Source organism: Actinosynnema sp. NPDC023587, assembly GCF_040640215.1.
Classification (GTDB): domain Bacteria; phylum Actinomycetota; class Actinomycetes; order Mycobacteriales; family Pseudonocardiaceae; genus Actinosynnema.
Map to the genome: position 1 here is coordinate 91,562 of NZ_JBFABG010000016.1, position 17,626 is coordinate 109,187.

Sequence of the window (17,626 nt, forward strand, 5' to 3'; positions counted from 1 at the left end):
GGAGACGACGTGGCACGCAGGGCGATCGTGGTCGGCAGCGGCGCGGGCGGGTCCATCGCGGCCATGGTGCTCGCCGAGGCCGGGTGGGATGTCGTGGTCCTGGAGAAGGGGCCCGACCTGACCACCGGGCCGACCGGACGCGGCCCGGTGGGCACCGAGTTCTCCAACGACGAGCTCAAGAGCCGGTTCCGCCACTTCAACGCCCCCGACCCGCTGGTGCACCCGCAGACGTTCCGGGCCTCCGACGACCAACCGGTCTCGCACGTCGGCATGGTCAGCGCGCTGCCGCAGGTGGTCGGCGGCGGCACGGTGCACTGGGACGCCAAGACCCCGAGGTTCTGGGACCTCGACTTCGCGGCGCTGTCCGCCAACGGCCCGCAGCCCGACGCCGACGTGCGCGACTGGCCGTTCGACTACGCCGCGCTGGCCCCGTTCTACGACGAGGTGGAAGCGCTGCTGGGCGTGCAGGGCGACGCCGACGCGCTGTCCGGCGCGACGAAGCGGCACGCGCCGCGCGGCGGCCCGTTCCCGCTGCCGCCGGGACCGCAGCAGCGGGCGTCGCTGGTCACCGCCGCCGGGGCGCGGGCGATCGGGCTGCACCCGTCCCCCATCCCGGCCGCGATCAACTCGCGGCCCCACGACCACCGGCCGGCGTGCGTCAACTGCGGGTTCTGCGCCGGGTACGGGTGCCCCAGCGACGCGCGCGGCAGCGCGCTGTCGCCGCTGCGGCGGGCGCTGCGGACCGGCCGGGTGGAGCTGGTGCCCGACACGATGGTCACGCGCGTGGTGATGCGCGGACGGCGGGCGGGCGGGGTCGAGTGGACCCGGACCACCCCGGACGGCCCGCGCACCGGGCGGCGGTCCGCCGACCTGGTGGTGCTGGCGGCCTCGGCGACCGAGACGGTGCGGCTGGCGTTGCTGTCCGGCCTGCCCGACGCGTCGGGCATGATCGGCCGCCGGTTGATGCTGCACTCGATCCTGGACCTGTGGGGCGTGTTCCCGGGCGAGCGCCTGCACGCGCACAAGGGCCGCTCGGCGACGCAGTTCGTGGAGGACTTCAACGACCCGGCGTTCCCGGGCGCGGGCGACTACGCCCGGATGCACGGCCTGCCCTACCTGCGCGGCGGCATGGTGGAGCTCGGGCTGGGCTCGGACCCCGTGCACGAGGGGCAGTCCTACCGGCGGCACCTGCGGGAGTTGCGGCCGGACAAGCCCTTCGGCGCGGACTTCAAGCGGTTGATGCGGGCGAGCCTGCTGCGCGACCGGTTCACGCGGGTCGCGATGGTCGGGACGGACCTGCCCTACCTTCGCAACACCGTGACGTTGGACCCGCAGGTGAAGGACGTGCACGGCCTGCCGGTCTCGCGGATCACCTACGCGACCGGGCGGCACGAGTCGCTGGCGCTGGAGTTCTACCTGCCGTGGCTGGCCTGGATACTGCTGGAGTCGGGCGCGGAGGTGGTGACCCGCACCGCCGCGACGACGCACGTGCCGGACAGCATCCACGTCCTGGGCGGGATGCACCTGGGCGACGACCCGAAGACCAGCGTGTGCGACCCGTACGGGCGGGTGCACGGCACCGACAACCTGATCGTCGCGGACGGGTCGGTGGCGGTGACCTCGGGCGGCCACAACCCGACCCTCACCCTGATGGCGGTCGCCCTGCGCTCCCTGCGGCACATCGCCTGACCGGCCGCCGGTGCCCGTCAGGCGGCCCGTCCCCGGTACTTCGCGGTCAGCTCGCACAACGGGTCGACCAGCTCGGCGGGCGTGGGCATGGCGATCATCTCGGCCCGCAGCCGGTCCGCGCCGGCCCGGAACGCCGGGTCGTCCAGCAACCGCACCAGCCGCTCGCGCACCGCCGCGCCGGTGGCGGCGTCCGCCGGCACCGACAGCCCCGCGCCGGCCCGCACCAGCCCGTCGGCCAGGAACGGTTCGTCGTACTGCTTGGGCAGCGCCAGGTGCGGCACGCCGTACCGGGCCGTGGTGCACATCGTCCCCGGCCCGGTGTGGTGGACCACCGCCGAGCAGGTCGGCACCAGCGCGTGCAGCGGCACGAACGAGAGCAGCCGCACGTTGTCGGGCACCCGCCGCAACTTCGCCTGCTCCGACTCCGGCAGGGTCGCCACGACCTCGACGTCCAGGTCCGCCAGGGAGTCCAGCAGGTCCTGCACGTCCACCGGGTACCCGCCGAACTGGTGCACCGCGCTGACCCCCAGCGTCAACGCCACCCGGGGCCGCGCCGGCGGCTCCCACAGCCACCTGGGCACCACCGAGGTCCCGTTGTAGGGCACGTACCGCATCGGCACGTGGTGGAGGTCGGTCGCCATCCGCAAGGAGTCCGGCAGGTGGTCGACGGTGAAGTGGCCGACCACCAGGTCTTCGCTGAAACCCTTGCCCCACTTGGCCATCCGCCCGCCGAGCCACTGCGCGAGCGGGTCCTCGCGGTCGTCGGGGGGCCGCCGGTCGCGCAGGTCGCGGAACAGCGTCCGGGTGCGCCCGAAGTAGTCCAGGCTCCACATCAGCCGGCCGTGCGCCGCGCCGACGACGGAGGCCGCGATCGCGCCCGCGAAGGTGTTCGTCTCCCACACCACGAGGTCGGGCCGCCAGTGCCGGGCGAACTCCACCAGCGGCTCGATCATCGGGTCGTTGATCATGCGGTGCCACCACGGGACCGCCTCGCGGTACCCGGACACCAGGTAGTCCCAGGAGACCTCGTCGGCCGGCAGCTCGGCCGCCGCGTAGGGCGCTGCCGGTTTCCCCTTGGTCTCCTCGAACCGGTCGGGCCGCTTCTCCAGGAACCGCCACAACTGGTTGTCCCGCCCCACTTCCACGGCGGTCAGGCCGGTGCCCGTGACCACGTCGACGAGCTTGGGCTGGGTGGCGACGACGACGTCGTGCCCCGCCGCGCGCAGCGCCCAGGCCAGCGGCACCATGGGGATGAAGTGCGTCTTGTCCGAGTAGGTGGCGAACAGCACGCGCACGGTCGACCTCCGATCAGCCGGCGTGGGTGGCGACGAGCTTCTCCAGGCGGGGCACGAACTCATTGGGCGTCGGCAGGGTCAGCACCTCGTCGCGCAGCCGCCCGGCGCTCGCCCCGAACGACGGTTCGGCCAGCAGCCGGGCCACGCCGTCCCGCACGTCCGGACCCGTCGCGAGCGCGGCCGGCACCGACAGCGCGCTGCCCTGCGCGACCAGGCGATCGGCCAGCGGCGGCTCGTCGAAGTGCTCCGGCAGGGCGAGCTGGGGCACGCCGTGCAGCGCGGTGCTGCTCAACGTCCCGAACCCGGCGTGGTGCACCACCGCCGAGCAGGTCGGCACCAGGGCGTGCAGCGGCACGAACGGCACCACGCGCACGTTGTCCGGCACCCGTTCCAGCCCGGCCCGCACGTCGTCGCCCAGCGTCGCGACGACCTCGACGTCCAGTTCCGCCAACGAGTCCAGCACCTCCTGCGGGCGCAACGCGAACGAGCCGAACCGCTCGGCCATGGTCAACCCGAGCGTCAGCGCGACGCGGGGCCGCGTCGGCGGTTCCCACAACCACCGCGGCACGACCGCGCGCCCGTTGTAGGGCACGTACCGCATCGGCACGGACCGCTGGTCGGTGGTCATCAGCAGCGAGGGCGGCAACTGCTCGACGGTGAAGTGCCCGGTGGTCAGCTCTTCGGAGAACTCCACGCCGAAGCGCGCGCCCGCGACCCGCAGCCAGTCGGCGAGCGGGTCGACGCGCTCGGCCGCCGGCCGGCGGGCCAGCGCCCGCAGGAACCGGTCGCGCGTGCGGCCGAAGAAGTCCAGGCTCCACAGCAGGCGCGCGTGCGCCGCGCCCACGGCCTTGGCCGCGATCGGCGCGGCGTAGGTGCCGGGTTCCCAGATCACCAGGTCCGGCCGCCACTCCCGGCAGAACTCCACCAGCTCGGCGATCATCGGCTCGTTGGCCATCCGGTACCAGGAGGCGACGGTCCACCGGTAGCCGGCGACCAGGTAGTCCCAGGTGACCTCGTCCTCGGGCTCGTCGGCCGCCGCGAACGGCGGCATCTGCCCGCCGCGCACCTTCTCGTCGTAGGTCTGCGGGTGGCGGTCGGCGAGCCGCTTGATGAACCGGTCCTGGATGCGCCACAGGTCGTGGTCGCGGCCGACCGGCACGGCGGTCAGCCCGGCGGCGGTGATCGTGGGCACCAGCTCGGGCTGGCTGGCCACCCGCACCTCGTGCCCGGCCGCGCGCAGCGCCCAGGCCAGCGGCACGCCGACCTGGAACACCGTCTGGGTCTTCTCCGAGTAGGAGGCGAACAGCACGCGCATGGGTCCCGACCTTTCCCGCGCTCCGGATCGCGTCCAGCCTAGGGCGGGCGCGGCGACGGCGGACACCCCGGAGGCGGACAAAGGATTTCCGCGCACCGCGCGTCGATTTCGGCGTGGTCGAGCCATAAAATCGGGTTCTCTTCGGTCTGGGGGAAATCCGATGCGCGTTCTGCTCGCCGCGTACGCCGAGAAGACCCACTTCCTGGCGATGGTCCCGCTGGCCTGGGCGCTGCGCTCGGCCGGCCACGAGGTCCGGGTGGCGACGCAACCCGAGCTGGTGCCCGTGGTGGTCGGCGCGGGCCTGACGGCCGTCCCGGTCGGCGCGGACCACAACATGGCCCGGGTGACCAAGCGGTTCACCGGCAGGTGGTTCGCCGAGCGGCACCCCGAGCTGTACGAGAAGGTCCGGTGGGGCCGGCTGCCGCCGTTCGACCTGCCCGACCGGCCGGACTGGGACTACCTGGTCGACGGGTACGAGCAGGTGGTGCCGGGCTACCGGATGGCCAACGAGCCGATGGTCGACGACCTGGTGGGGTTCGCCCGCGCCTGGCGGCCGGACCTGGTGCTGTGGGAACCCGCGACCTACGCCGCGCCGATCGCGGCCGTGGCGGCCGGTGCCGCGCACGGCAGGGTGTTGTGGAGTCCGGACTTCTACGGCCGGATGCGGCAGGACCTGCGCGGGCTGCGCGCCGGCGGCCGGGAGGGCGGGGACGCCCTGACCTCGTGGCTGGAGCGCACCGCGAACCGGTTCGGCGTGGAGTTCACCGAGGACCTGGTCACCGGTGGGTTCACCGTCGACCAGTTCCCCGCGTCGCTGCGGACCCCGACCGGGCTGCCCGTCGTGCCCGTGCGGTACGTGCCCTACCCCGGGCCCGCCGTGGTGCCGGAGTGGCTGCGCGAACCGCCGGCCCGGCCACGGGTCTGCCTCACCCTGGGGCTGAGCTCGACCGAGCGCTTCGGCGGGTACAGCGTGGGCGTGCAGGAGATCCTGGAATCGGTTGCGGACCTGGACATCGAGGTCGTGGCGACCGTCGCGGAGGCGGAACGGCACCGGCTGGGCGTGATCCCCGGGAACACGCGGGTGGTGTCCTTCGTGCCGCTGCCGGTGTTGCTGCCGACGTGCTCGGCCGTGGTGCACCACGCGGGTTTCGGCACCCTGTGCACGAGTCTGCTGTCCGGCGTGCCGCAGTTGACCATGCCGGAGCAGGAGGACGCGGTCGTCTCGTCGCGCCGGGTGGCCGGTCAGGGCGCGGCGCTGACGGTGCACGCCTCCGAGGTGACCGGCGAGGGGGTCCGGAACCGGGTGATCAGGCTGCTGGGCGAACCGTCGTTCGCCACGGCCGCCGACCGGCTGCGCGACGAGATGCTGGAGATGCCCACGCCGAACGACGTCGTACCGCGATTGGTCGACCGCGTCGCCGCCCTGCGCTGAAGGCCGGCCACGACCGTGGCCCGCAGGACGATCCGCTGCGAGATCCCTTCCGCGATCGGTTCAGAATGAGTCTTCGTAGGCAGAGGATCGAACAGGCCAGGCTGAGGACGGCCTGGTGGACGTCGGTCGGCGTGGAGCCGACGCGGACGACGGCGGGGTGTGCCGACCACGTCCCGGATCGGCGGGACGGCGAGTGGGTGGAGTAGACCAGCATCGCGGACAGGTCCAGCAGACCGGCCGCCCGGAGTTCGGCGAGCAGCCGCTCGGGCAACTCTCGCCACACCCCGGCCTCGTGCCACTCGGTCAACCGCCGCCAACACGTCGCGCCCGACCCGCCGAACAGGACTGATCACTCAGCCGACCGGCACCGCGCGGTGTTCTTCGACCAGCTCCACCAGGGTCCGCACGACGTCGTGCGGCGTCGGCATCGCGACCATCTCGTCCCGCAACGCCGTGGCCCGTTCCCGGTACCCCGGTTCGGTCACCAGCGTTTCCACCCGTGCGCGCACCACAGCGCCGGACGCGTCGTCGGAGTGGACCATCAGCCCGGCCCCCTGCGCCGCGAGCCGGGCCGCCAGTGACGGTTCGTCGAAGTGCCACGGCAGCGCCAACTGCGGCACGGCCGCCAACGCGGTGGTGGACAGCGTTCCCGGTCCGGCGTGGTGCACCACGGCGTCGCAGGTCGACACCAACGCCTGCAACGGCACCCAGGGCACGACCCGGGTGTTGGCGGGCACCTGGGGCACGCGGTGCCGTTCCCGGTCCGCGATCGTCGCGACGACCTCGACGTCCAGGTCCGCCAACGACTCCAGCACCTCGCCCACGCCGAACGTGTAGCCGCCGAACCGCTCCGCCGAGGTCACCCCCAGCGTCAACGCGATCCGCCGGCGCGCGGGCGGTTCACGCAGCCAGTCCGGCACCACGGCGGGCCCGCCGTAGGGCACGTACCGCACGGGCACGTACCGCACGTCCGCCCGCACCGACAACGACGGCGGCAACTGGGTCAGCGTGAACTGCCCGACCGCCAGGTCCTCGCCGAACGCGCCGCCGTGCCGCCGCGCGTACCCGTCCAGCCAGTCCGCCAGCACGTCGGGCTCGCCGGCGGGCCGCAGCCGCGTGTAGCGGTCCCGCGCGACGCCGAAGACGTCCATGCTCCACAGCAACCGCCCGTGCGCCGCCCCGACCGCGCGCGCGGCGACGGCCCCCGCGTACGTGTTGGGCTCCCAGATCACCAGATCGGGACGCCAGTGCCGGGCGAACTCCACGAGCTGCGGGATCATCGGCGTGTTGACCATCTTGTGCCACCACGTCACCTGCTCGCCGAAGCCCTCGGACAGCTCCGCCCACGACACGTCGGGGCGGTCGACCACGTCGTACGGCGACGGCAGGCCGGGGCGCAAGTCCGCCTGCGCCTGCGGGTCCTCCTCCAGGATGCGGATGATCCCGTCGTCCCGGCCCACCGGCACCGCCGTCAGCCCGGCCGACGTGATGACCTCGGTCAGGCCGCGCGGCGCGGCGACCCGGACGTCGTGACCGGCCGCCCGCAGCGCCCACGCCAGCGGGACCGTGGACAGGAACAGGCTCTTGTCCGAGTAGGTGGTGAACAGCACGCGCACGGGCTCTCCTCAGCGACGGTGTGCGGCGGTCAGCTCTTCGAGCGTGCGCACCAGTTCATTGGGTGATGGCAGGGCCGCCACTTCGGCGCGCAACCGCTCGGCACCGGCGAGGAAGCGCGGCTCCTCCAACAACCTCCGCACCGACTCGCGCAGGATCGGCCCGGTGGCCTCGGCGGCGTGCACCGACAACCCGGCCCCCTGCGCGGTGAGCAGCTCGCCCAGCAGCGGTTGGTCGAAGTGGTAGGGCACGGCCAGTTGCGGCACCCCGTGCAACGCCACCGTCGCCATCGTCGCCGCGCCCGCGTGGTGCACGATCGCCGACAACGTCGGTGCCAGCGCGTGCAACGGTACGTAGGGCACGATCCGGGTGTTGTCCGGTACGCGCTTGAGCTCGTCCCGCACGCTGTCCGCGATCGTCGCGACGACCTCGACGTCCAACTCCCCCAACGCGTCGAGCGCTTCCTGGACGCCCAACTGGTAGCCGCCGAACAGGTCCGTGGACGTCACGCCCATGGTGAACGCGACGCGGGGCCTGGCGGGCTTCTCCCACAACCACCGGGGCACGACGGCCGGCCCGCCGTAGGGCACGTACCGGGTGCGCAGGTAGGTCAGGTCCGCCTCGATCTGGAGCGACGCCGGGAACTGGTCGATGGTGAACTGCCCGGTCACCAGCTCCTCGGTGAACTCCAGCCCGTGCGCCCCGACCTGCCCGCCCAGCCACCGGGCGAACGGGTCGACCGCGCCGGGGTCGCGCAGCCGCAGGTGGTGCCCGCGCCCGACGGCGAACACGTCCAGCCCCCAGGTGAGCCGGGCGTGCGCGGCACCGACGACGGCCGCCGCGACGGGGCCGGCGAAGTTCAGCGGGTCCCAGACCACCAGGTCCGGCCGCCAGGCGCGGGCGAAGTCCACCAGGCCGGACATCATCGGGAAGTTGTCCATCTTGTGCCACCAGGTGACCGCGCGCTCGAAACCCGGTTCGAGGTACTCGCGGGTCAGCTTCTCCGGGTGCTCCACCACGTCGTAGGGCGGCGGCACCCCGGCGCGCAGGGTCGCGTTGGCCTCCGCCATCTCCGCCGACATCCGCCACGACTCCTGGTCGCGGCCGACCGGCACGGCGGTCAGCCCCGCTCCGGTGATGGTGGCGGCGAACCCCGGCTGCCCGGCGAAGCGCACCTCGTGCCCGGCGGTGCGCAGCGCCCACGCCATCGGCACCAGGTACTGGAACGGGCTGCGCTCGGGGTTGGCGGTGAACAGGACCCTCATCGCACGGCCGCCGAGCCGGCCGCCGCGTGGGCGACCAGTCGCGGCACGACCTGGGCCGGGGTCGGCAGATCCGCGACCTCCGCGCGCAACCGCCGGGCGTCGGCACCGAACGCGGGCTCGGACAGCAGGCGGCACACCGCGTCGCGCACCGCGCCACCGCCCGCCCCGTCCGGCGGCACGACCAGCGCCGCGCCCTGCCCGGCGAGCAGTCCCGCCGCGCGCTGGCCGTCCGCCTGGTCGGGCACGACCACCTGCGGCACCCCGTGCAGCAGCGCGGTGGACACCGTGCCGGCTCCCCCGTGGTGGATCACCGCCGCGCAGGTGGGCAGCAGCGAGTGCAGCGGCACGTACGGCACGACCCGGGCGTTGCCCGGCACCGCCGCGACCCGGTGCCGCTCCTTGTCCGCGACCGTCGCCACGACCTCGACGTCCAGGTCCGCCAACGACTCCAGGACCTCCTGCACGCCCACCAGGTAGCCGTCGAACCGCTCGGTGGCGCTGATGCCCAGCGTCAGCGCGACCCTCGGCCGCTCGGGCGGACGCCACAGCCACCCGGGCACCACGGCGGGCCCGCCGTAGGGCACGAACCGCAGCGGCAGCCGGGCCACGTCCGCGCCCAGCGACACCGACGGCGGCATGTGGTCGAGCGTGACCTGGCCGACGGCCAGGTCCTCGGTGAACGCGAAACCGTGGCGCTCCCCGTACCCGCCGAGCCACGCGGCCAGGGCGTCGCCGCCGGGCTGGGCCGCGCGGACGTGCCCGCGCAGCGCACCGGCGAAGTCCAGCCCCCAGACGAACCGGGCGTGCGCCGCGCCGACCGACGCGGCGGCGATCGCGCCGGCGTAGGTCGCGGGCTCCCACACCACCAGGTCGGGCCGCCAGCTCCGGGCGAACGCCACCAGGTCGTCCACCATCGGCCCGTTGATCATCCCGGCGGTCGCGACGACGCCCTCGTCGGCGTCGCGCAGGTACTCCGCGGTGATGTCCGCCGGGTCGGCGGGCAGGTCGAACGGCGGGCTCTGGCCGCGCCGGGTCCGCTCGTAGAGCGCCGGGTCGAACTCCTTGACCCGGGGCGTGAGCAGCCGGTCGACCGACCGCCACAGGGTGTGGTCGCGGCCGACCGGCACGGCGGTGAGCCCGGCCTCGGTGATCGTCGCGGTGAGCTCGGGCTGGCTGGCCACCCGCACCTCGTGCCCGGCCGCGCGCAGCGCCCACGCCAACGGCACCGCGCTCAGGAAGTGCGTCTTCTCCGAGTAGGTCGCGAACAGCACGCGCATGGCGGGTCCTCCGGGGTGGTCAGCGGGCAGCGGCGGCGGTCCGGCGCTGCTCGGCGGCGACCGCGGTGCGCAGGCCGTCCGCCAGCCCGACGCGCGCCCGCCACCCGGTGGCGGCGTGGAACCGCGTCGGGTCCAGGTCGAAGTCGAGCAGGTCGGTCGGCAGGGACGGGAGGTCCGGCGGCTGGGACACCACCGGCACGGGCGGGTGCCCGGTGCGCTCGGCGACGGCCGCCGCGATCGCGCCGAACAGGGCGTCGATCCGCACCGGGCGGCCGGTGCCGACCAGCCAGTGCCGCCCGGCCAGGGCGTCGACCGAGTCCAGCGCGGCGGTGAACGCGCGGGCCGCGTCGTCCACGCACAGCAGGTCGCGCCGCACCGACCCGTCGTGCCACATGGTCAGCGGCCGGCCGGCCAGCGCCCTCCGCACCATCGCGGCCACCACGCCCCGGTCGTGCCCGGTGCCCTGGCCGAACAGCGTGGTCATCCGCAGCGTCACGGCCCGCAGCACGCCGTCGGCGGTGGCCGCCTCCAGGGCGTGCTGGGCGGCGAGCTTGTGCCGGTCGTAGGCCGTCACCGGCTCGTCGCGCTCGGTCCCGTCGAGCCGGCCGGCCAGCGCCGTCCCGGCCTGCGACACCGCGCCCGCGAACAGCACCACCGGCGGCCGTTCGCGGCGCTGCGCGCGCACGGCGGCCACCAGGTCCCGCGCGAGGCCGGCGGTGATCCGCTCGGCCTCCCGGTCGCCGTCGGCCACCCGCCACGAGGTGGGGCCGGTCATCCGCGCCACCAGGTGCACCACGGCGTCGGCGTCCGCGACGGCGTCGGCCACCCCGTCGGCGAGGTCGGCCGCGCGCACCTCGACCTGCGCGCGGCAGCCCGCCGGCACGGTCGCGCGCCGCCGCCCGACCAGGCGCAACCGCACCGGCCGGGCGGACAGCTCGCGGGCGACCGCCGTGCCCAGCAGGCCGGACGCGCCGAGCACGACGATCAGCGGGCGCGTGCTCAGGTCCACTTCATGTCGCCCATCGGGTCGGGCAGCGCCTCGATCTCCTTCAGGTCCCGCTCGGAGAGCTCCAGCTCGGCGGCGGCGGCGTTCTCCTCCAGCCAGCGCACCTTCTTGGTGCCGGGGATGGGAACCACCTTCTCGTCCTGGGCCAGCACCCACGCGACCGCGACCTGCGCGGGCGTCGCCCCGATCCGCTCGGCGACGTCGTGCAGGCCGCGCACGATCGCGCGGTTGGCCGACATCGCCTCGCTGGTGAACCTCGGGTCGCGCGACCGCGAGTCGTCCACGCCGAACGTCGCGCCGTCCAGGACGCCGGAGAGGTAGCCGCGACCGAGCGGCGAGAACGCCAGGAAGGCCGCCTCGTTCGCCCGGCACCACGGCAGCACGTCGTCGCGGGTGCCGCGCGCCCAGACCGACAGCTCGTACTGCACGGCCGTCACCGGGAACACCGCGTGGATGCGGTCCAGCTCGGACACCGTGGCGTGCGAGATGCCCAGGGCGCGCACCTTGCCCTCGGCCACCAGGTCGCCCATCGCGCCCCAGGTCTCCTCCAGCGGCACCTCGGGGTCGACCCGGTGGAGCTGGTAGAGGTCGATCACGTCGGTGCCCAGCCGCGCCAGCGAGCGCTCGCACGCCTCCCGGATGAACTCCGGCCGGCCGTTGCGGGTGAGCTTGCCGCCGGGCAGCGGGACCAGACCGCACTTGGTGGCGATCAGCGCCTGCTCGCGGCGGCCGGCGAGCCCGCGGCCGAGCAGTTCCTCGTTGGTGTACGGGCCGTAGATGTCCGCGGTGTCGAACAGCGTGATGCCGAGCTCCAGCGCCCGGTGCACCACCTCGATCGACTCCTCGTCGTCGCGTTCGGCGGGGCTGTAGCCGTGCGACATCGACATGCACCCGAGGCCGATCACGCCCAGCTTGAGCTTCTCCGCTATCAAGGTCTTCCGCATGACCACCTGCACATCTGTCGAATGTGGTTTCCAGGCGCGCCCTACGACGTCGCCCGCGGACAGGGGGTGGGCTCAGCCGACGGGGTCGTCGCCCGAGTCGACGGAGGTCAACAACTGCACCGACGCCAGTTCCCGGTACAGCTCGTCGCCGTCCAGCAGTTCGGCGTGCCCGCCCGCCGCCCGGATCCGGCCGTTGTCCATCACCAGGATGCGATCGGCGCGCACCACCGTGGACAGCCGGTGCGCGACCACCAGGACGGTCAGCTCGCGGGCCAGGTCGGACACGGTCTCGCGGAGCGCGGCCTCGTTGACCGCGTCGAGCTGGGAGGTCGCCTCGTCCAGCAGGAGCAGCCGGGGCCGGCGCAGCAGCGCCCGCGCGATGGCCACCCGCTGCCGCTCGCCGCCGGACAGGCTGCTGCCCCGGTGGCCCACCGGGGAGTCCACGCCGGCGGGCAGCGCGTCGACCAGGGCGGCCAGCCGGCAGCGCACGAGCACCTCGCGCAGCCGGTCCGGCTCGACCTCGCCGACGCCGAGCAGCAGGTTCTCGCGCAGCGTGCCGGCCAGGATCGGCGCGTCCTGCTCGACGTAGCCGATGGTGGCGCGCAACTGGTCCAGCGACCAGTCGCCGACGTCGCGGCCGTCGAGCAGCACGCGGCCGGACTCGGGCCGGTAGAACCGCTCGATCAGGGCGAACACGGTGGACTTGCCCGCGCCGGACGGGCCGACCAGCGCGGTCATGCCCAGCGGCGGCACCGCGAAGTCCACCCCGTCGTGCACCAGCGCGGTGTCCGGTCCCGGGTAGCGGAACCGGACGTCGCGGAACTCCACGGTGGCGGGCCGGGTGTGCCGGGCGGGGGCCGCGCGCGGGTCGCGGTCGAGGTCGATCGGCTCGACCGCCAGGTCGGTCACGTCCCGCACCCGGCGCACCGCGGCCACGCCGGTGCTGAAGCCCGCGCCCGCGCCGATCAGCCCGGCCACCGGTTCGATCAGGGCGAACAGGTAGAGCAGGAAGGCGATCAGGGTGCTGATCGGGATCGCGCCGGAGACCACGCGCGCCGCGCCGACGCCGAGCACCACCAGGTAGGACACGTGGATCGCGAGCAGCGCGACCCCGCCGACGACGCCGCCGAGCCGGGCGAGCTTGAGCCCGTAGGAGTAGGCCTGCCGGTTCGCCCGGTCCATCGCCGCGGCCTCGCCCGGCTCGGAACCGGACGCCTTGATCGTGCGGAACGCGCCGAGCGCCCGCTCCAGCACGGCGTTGAGGTCGGCGACGGCCTCCTGGACCTTGCGGCTGTACCGCTGGAAGTACGGGATGATCACGCCGATCAGCAGGGACGCCGCCACCAGCACGCCCGCCGTGACCAGCAGCAGCACCGGGTCCATCAGGTACATCATCGCCGCGATGGCCAGCAGCAGCACGACCCCGCGCAACGCGTCGACCAGCGTCTGGCTCAGCGCCTCGCGCAGCAGCGCGGTGTCGGACGTGGCGCGGGCCATCAGGTCACCCGGCGGGAACCGGCCCACCTCGGACATCCGCAGCCGCAGGATCCGGCGGACCACGCTGCGCCGGGTGTCGAGCACGACGGACTCGGCGATGCGCGCCAGCACGTAGTGGCTCCACGCCCCCACCACCGCCGCGCCGACCACGATCGCGGTCAGCAGCACCAGCGGTTCCAGCACGCTCTCGCGCGCCTCCAGGGCGTCCACGATCCACTTGGCCACCAACGGCTGCGCCAGCGCGACCAGGCCGCTGACCAACGACAGCACCGCGCCCAGCACGACCGCGCCGCGGTGCGGCACGAGCAGGCGGAACATGTCACGCCAGCCGGACGCCTCCAGCATCGAGGCCCCCGGCTGCCCGGCCGCGCCGGCGGTCGGCGCGGCCGTGACCGGGTCAGCCGGGTCCTGGGTCGCCGAGTCCTGGGTCGCCGGGTCCTGGGTCGCCGAGTCCTGGGCGGCGGCGCTCGAACTCACCGGTCACCGTCCCGTGCCAGCAGCACGGCGGCGTGGTCGGCGAGCAGGTCGCGGGCGGCCCGCACCTCGCCGCCCAGCGGGCGGTCCGCCTCCAGCGGCGCGGACAGCTCGGCCAGCGCGCGCCACGGACCCGCCGCCTCCGGCCGGTGGCCGAGCAGGTGCGTGAGCTGGGCCAGGCCCACCGCCAGCGAGCCGACCACCAGCCAACCCAGGTCCAGCGCCTCGGCCACGCCGGTCGCGCTGTTGAGCGCCATCGGCACGTGGTCCTGGTTCCAGCCGTTGGTGGGCAGCGTGGTCAGCGAGGCGGGCTGCACGAGCTGCCGGATCTTGGACACGAACGAGGTCGCGCTGATCTGCACGCCCGCCAGGCCCGCGCCGCGACCGGGCCGGGGCGTGAGCATCGGCGGCAGGCCGCCGTTGGTCTCCGGGCTCAGCACCAGCCCGAGCTGCCGCTCGGCGAGGTACGCGGTCATGTGCACGGCCAGGCCGGTCTGCTCGGAGGCGAACCCGACCGGCATGGCGTGGAAGTTGCCGCCGTGCAGCACCTCGTCCTCGAACGTGATCGGGTTGTCGGTCACGCCGTTGGCCTCGCGGCGCAGCACCTGGCCGGCGAAGTCCACCTGGTCCAGCACCGCGCCGAGGACCTGCGGCCCGCAGCGCAGGCTGTAGGGCTCTTGCAGCGGCCGGTCCGCGCCGCGCCGCGCCCGGCCGTCGAGCTCGGCGCGGATCCAGTCGGCCGCGACGAGCTGGCCGAGCTGGCCGCGCGCGATGCCCAGGCCCGGCTGGAAGTGCTCGGGGTTGGCCTGGAGCAGGTGGCCCAGCCGCCCGGTCAGCACCGCGACCGCGCGGGTCAGCCGCAGCGCCGAGCGCTGGTTGACGATCGCCGCCGCCAGGCCGACGCCGGTGCCGTTGACGAACGCCAGCGCCTCGCGCACCGGCCAGTCCAGCGGCTCGCCCACCAGCTCGGCCAGCACCCGCTCGGCGGGCCGGGTGTCCCAGCGGCCGGCCTCGTCGCGCACCCACGCGTCGCCGAAACCGGTGTAGGCCAAAGCCGCGTGCGCCAGCGGTTGGAGGTCGCCGCTCGCGCTGACCGTGCCGTCCTGCGGGATGACCGGGGTGAACCCCCGGTTCCACAGGTCGGCGAGCTTCTGCCAGAACTCCGGCGTCACCGCCGAGTAGCCCTTGCGCATGCTGTTGAGCCGCAACCACACCACGAGCCGGCAGACCTCCGGGGACAGCGGACGTCCCTGGGCGGTGGCCAGGTGGGCGATCAGGCTGCGCCCCTGCTCCAGCTCCGACTCGGCCTCGAACCACACCAGCGGCCCGAAGCCCTGGGTGAGGCCGTAGATCGGTTCGTCCGCGTCGAGCCGGCGGGCGATGGTGGCGGCGCTGCGCTCCATGGCCGCGATGTCGTCCGGGCCGCACGGCGCGATCTTGGCGTCCCAGCCCGCGCCGGCCACGATGTCTGCCAGGGTCACGTCGGCCGCGAGTTCGGCGGGGAGTGTCATGCGTCTGCTCCTGCGTGGTTGGTGGGCCGCTGCACGCGGCGGAACTTGCCCAGTTCGGTGCGGTCGATGTGCTCGACGTCGCGCACCCGGCGCGGGCGGACGCCCATCCGGTCGATCGCGGCGGACAGGTCGAGGTCGCCGAGCCGCTGCCCCGGCCGGGGTACGACGAGCAGTTCCACGTGCTCGCCGATCATCGCGTCGGCGACCGGCTGGAGGGCCAGGTCGGCGACGTCCAGCACCCGCCGCGCGGCGTCCTCCAGCACGTCGAGGTTGAGCCGGCGGCCGTTGAGGTTGACGATCCGGCTGCGCCGCCCGGTGAACCGGAACCGGCGGTCGTCGAGCACCTCGACGAAGTCGTCGAGCTCCCAGCTCTCCGGGGCCCGCCCGTCGTCCTGGAAGGCGATCCGCGGACTGCGCACGGCCAGCGGCACCTCGTCGTCCGGGGTGTCCGGAGTGGACCGGGCGAACTCGACGTCGGGGAACAGCTCCCAGTCCGGCGGTTCGCCGCGGGTCCAGCGCCGGGTGGCCACTCCCCCGGACTCGGTGGAGCCGAAGACCTCCACGATCTCCCCGCGCCCGTCGGCCGCGCGCAGGAAGTCGGCCGCCGACGAGGGCAGCATCCCGCTGGCGTGCAGGACGCCGACGTGCTCGCGGTCGCGCACCCAGGGCAGGTGGCGCAGCAGCAGGGAGAAGATCCACGGGATCGCCATCACCGCGCACCGGTCCTGCTCGACCGGCGGCATCGCCCCGGCGAAACCGGGGCGGTACCAGGCGGGCACGCCCAGGTGCGCGGGCACCAGCACGGAGGACAGCGCCCCGTACAGGTGCGAGGGCGGCACGAACGACACCGCCGCGCCGGGACGTCCGGGTGCCAGCAGGCCGGCGAGCATCCCCGCCTCCGCCCACAGGTACTCGCGGGTGCGCGACCAGGTCCGGGGCGCGCCGGTCGTGCCGGAGGTCGAGAACTCGACCACCTCGGGCAGCGACTTGAGGACCAGCTCCCCGACGTCGCCGCGCACCCGGTCCCACCGCACCACCCAGGGCGCGTCGGTCACGTGCGGTGCGGCGAACCCCTCGCCGAGCAGTTCTCGCGGGGTGAGTTCGACGTGGTCCACGGGGAAGCTCCTCGACGTCGTGCGGAGCGAGCCGGATCTGGTGCGGGAAAAGGGTTTCGGGGCGTTCGCGGACGGCCGGAGCGGTCGGCGGCCGGGCGCGGTCGACCGCTCTCGATGTAACACGAGCGCCGCGAGACCGGGCAAGGACGCGCGTCCCACCAAGTACCCGTGCTCCCCGCCCGCTGTCTCGCCGGCGGGACGCGGCGGGTCCGGTGCGCCGCGCGGTGCTCCCGTCGCCCGGTGATCGGCGTGTATGGTCCCGAGTCCGATCCGGATTCCGACCGGGTCAGGCGTCCGGACGACCACAACGCGGACAAGGGATTCGGTGTGTGATGCGGAATCAGCACCAGGGCCTGCTGTTCCTGCTGGACGAGTTCGCGCGGACCGCGCCGGGTCCGGCGACGGTGGTGGCCGGCGCGGCGGCGGTGGCGCGCACGGCGGTCGGCAAACCGGCCGTGTGCGCGCTGTCGGTGACGTGCCCGCCCGGGGCCCGTCCGATGGACACCGTCCGCCGGGTGTTCCGCCGCGCCCCCCTCTCCCCGACGTGGCGGGTCCGGGTCGCCCAGCTCGTGCGGGACGGCGCGCGCCGGGACTGGTCGCCGACCGGCGTGCCGGTGCTGCCGCAGACCAGGATCGCGCACGGCCTGTGGACCGCGCTGGTCCGCCTCGCCGAGTCCCGGCCGGTGCTGATCTCGGTCGCGGACCTGCACCACGGCGACACCGCCTCGGTGCGCTGCCTGCACTACTTCGCCCGCCGCACCCGGTCCTCGCGGGTCGTGCTCGCGCTGGCGTCGACCGGTCCCCGGCCCGGCGCGCTGGGCCCGCTGCACGCCGCCGGCGTCCCGCTGCGGGTCGGCATGTTCGACCAGCGCCCGGCCAACTCGCTGGTCGCCGACCTGAGCCACGCGCTCAGCGACGCCGAACTGCGGGTGGCGTCGCTGGCCACCACCGGCTACTCCAACCGGGAGATCGCCGCCGAGCTGCGGATCACGGTCAGCACCGTGGAGCAGCACCTCACCCGCACGTACCGCAAGCTCGGCGTGCACGGCCGGGACGCCCTGGCGCAGCGGCTGCTGGTGGAGACCTCCGATCGGCGCTGGCCTGGATGTCCGGATCGATCTCACCTCGCCAGAACATGGTCTCCATCTCGCTCATCCGGGGTTCGTCGGCCCAGGAAGGCGGATCGGCGGGA

Annotated in this window: 12 protein-coding genes and 2 pseudogenes; 3 read left to right on the forward strand and 11 right to left on the reverse strand. The window is 74.3% G+C overall.

The window, feature by feature from the left end; all coding sequences use genetic code 11:
• The first annotated feature begins 9 nt into the window (after positions 1–9).
• On the forward strand, positions 10–1,689 hold the full coding sequence (locus tag AB0G01_RS30580) for a GMC family oxidoreductase (protein WP_360952667.1): 1,680 nt from the start codon (positions 10–12) through the stop codon (positions 1,687–1,689).
• A gap of 17 nt (positions 1,690–1,706) precedes the next feature.
• Here AB0G01_RS30580 and AB0G01_RS30585 read toward each other — a convergent pair whose 3' ends face one another.
• Together AB0G01_RS30585 and AB0G01_RS30590 are read right to left on the reverse strand one after the other, a co-directional pair.
• Entirely contained in the window at positions 1,707–2,984 is a 1,278-nt protein-coding gene (locus AB0G01_RS30585) for an activator-dependent family glycosyltransferase (RefSeq protein WP_360952670.1), read from the reverse strand.
• Between the two features lie 13 nt (positions 2,985–2,997).
• On the reverse strand, positions 2,998–4,299 hold the full coding sequence (locus AB0G01_RS30590) for an activator-dependent family glycosyltransferase (RefSeq protein ID WP_360952673.1): 1,302 nt from the start codon (positions 4,297–4,299) through the stop codon (positions 2,998–3,000).
• 160 nt (positions 4,300–4,459) lie between these two features.
• Between AB0G01_RS30590 and AB0G01_RS30595 the strand changes: the two genes are divergently transcribed.
• Positions 4,460–5,731: an activator-dependent family glycosyltransferase gene (locus AB0G01_RS30595; RefSeq protein ID WP_360952675.1), complete on the forward strand. Its 1,272-nt coding sequence runs from the start codon at positions 4,460–4,462 to the stop codon at positions 5,729–5,731.
• A 217-nt stretch (positions 5,732–5,948) separates the two neighbouring features.
• Here the strand turns inward: AB0G01_RS30595 and AB0G01_RS30600 are convergent.
• The 9 genes and pseudogenes from AB0G01_RS30600 to AB0G01_RS30640 all read right to left on the reverse strand — a co-directional run.
• A pseudogene (locus AB0G01_RS30600) lies at positions 5,949–6,074 on the reverse strand (IS5/IS1182 family transposase); the annotation flags it as partial.
• A gap of 10 nt (positions 6,075–6,084) precedes the next feature.
• Positions 6,085–7,347 carry an activator-dependent family glycosyltransferase gene (locus AB0G01_RS30605; protein WP_360952678.1) on the reverse strand — a complete coding sequence of 421 codons (1,263 nt, stop codon included), beginning with the start codon at positions 7,345–7,347 and terminating at the stop codon, positions 6,085–6,087.
• 9 nt (positions 7,348–7,356) lie between these two features.
• On the reverse strand, positions 7,357–8,610 hold the full coding sequence (locus AB0G01_RS30610; RefSeq protein ID WP_360952681.1) for an activator-dependent family glycosyltransferase: 1,254 nt from the start codon (positions 8,608–8,610) through the stop codon (positions 7,357–7,359).
• Positions 8,607–9,887: an activator-dependent family glycosyltransferase gene (locus tag AB0G01_RS30615; RefSeq protein ID WP_360952684.1), complete on the reverse strand. Its 1,281-nt coding sequence runs from the start codon at positions 9,885–9,887 to the stop codon at positions 8,607–8,609. Before AB0G01_RS30615 ends, AB0G01_RS30610 begins: the two co-directional genes overlap by 4 nt.
• A 19-nt stretch (positions 9,888–9,906) precedes the next feature.
• Entirely contained in the window at positions 9,907–10,896 is a 990-nt protein-coding gene (locus tag AB0G01_RS30620; protein WP_360952687.1) for an NAD-dependent epimerase/dehydratase, read from the reverse strand.
• A complete protein-coding gene (locus tag AB0G01_RS30625) occupies positions 10,887–11,837 on the reverse strand; it encodes an aldo/keto reductase (protein ID WP_360952690.1) in 951 nt (316 codons plus the stop codon). Before AB0G01_RS30625 ends, AB0G01_RS30620 begins: the two co-directional genes overlap by 10 nt.
• A 72-nt stretch (positions 11,838–11,909) precedes the next feature.
• Complete coding sequence (locus AB0G01_RS30630; RefSeq protein WP_360952693.1) at positions 11,910–13,811, reverse strand: ABC transporter ATP-binding protein; 1,902 nt, start codon at positions 13,809–13,811, stop codon at positions 11,910–11,912.
• On the reverse strand, positions 13,808–15,319 hold the full coding sequence (locus tag AB0G01_RS30635; RefSeq protein WP_360952696.1) for an aromatic amino acid ammonia-lyase: 1,512 nt from the start codon (positions 15,317–15,319) through the stop codon (positions 13,808–13,810). The genes AB0G01_RS30630 and AB0G01_RS30635 overlap by 4 nt, the downstream gene beginning before the upstream one ends.
• On the reverse strand, positions 15,316–16,434 hold the full coding sequence (locus AB0G01_RS30640; protein ID WP_360952699.1) for a class I adenylate-forming enzyme family protein: 1,119 nt from the start codon (positions 16,432–16,434) through the stop codon (positions 15,316–15,318). Before AB0G01_RS30640 ends, AB0G01_RS30635 begins: the two co-directional genes overlap by 4 nt.
• A 905-nt stretch (positions 16,435–17,339) precedes the next feature.
• Between AB0G01_RS30640 and AB0G01_RS30645 the strand changes: the two are divergent.
• Positions 17,340–17,486: pseudogene (locus tag AB0G01_RS30645) on the forward strand (helix-turn-helix transcriptional regulator); the annotation flags it as partial.
• Between the last annotated feature and the right edge of the window lie 140 nt (positions 17,487–17,626).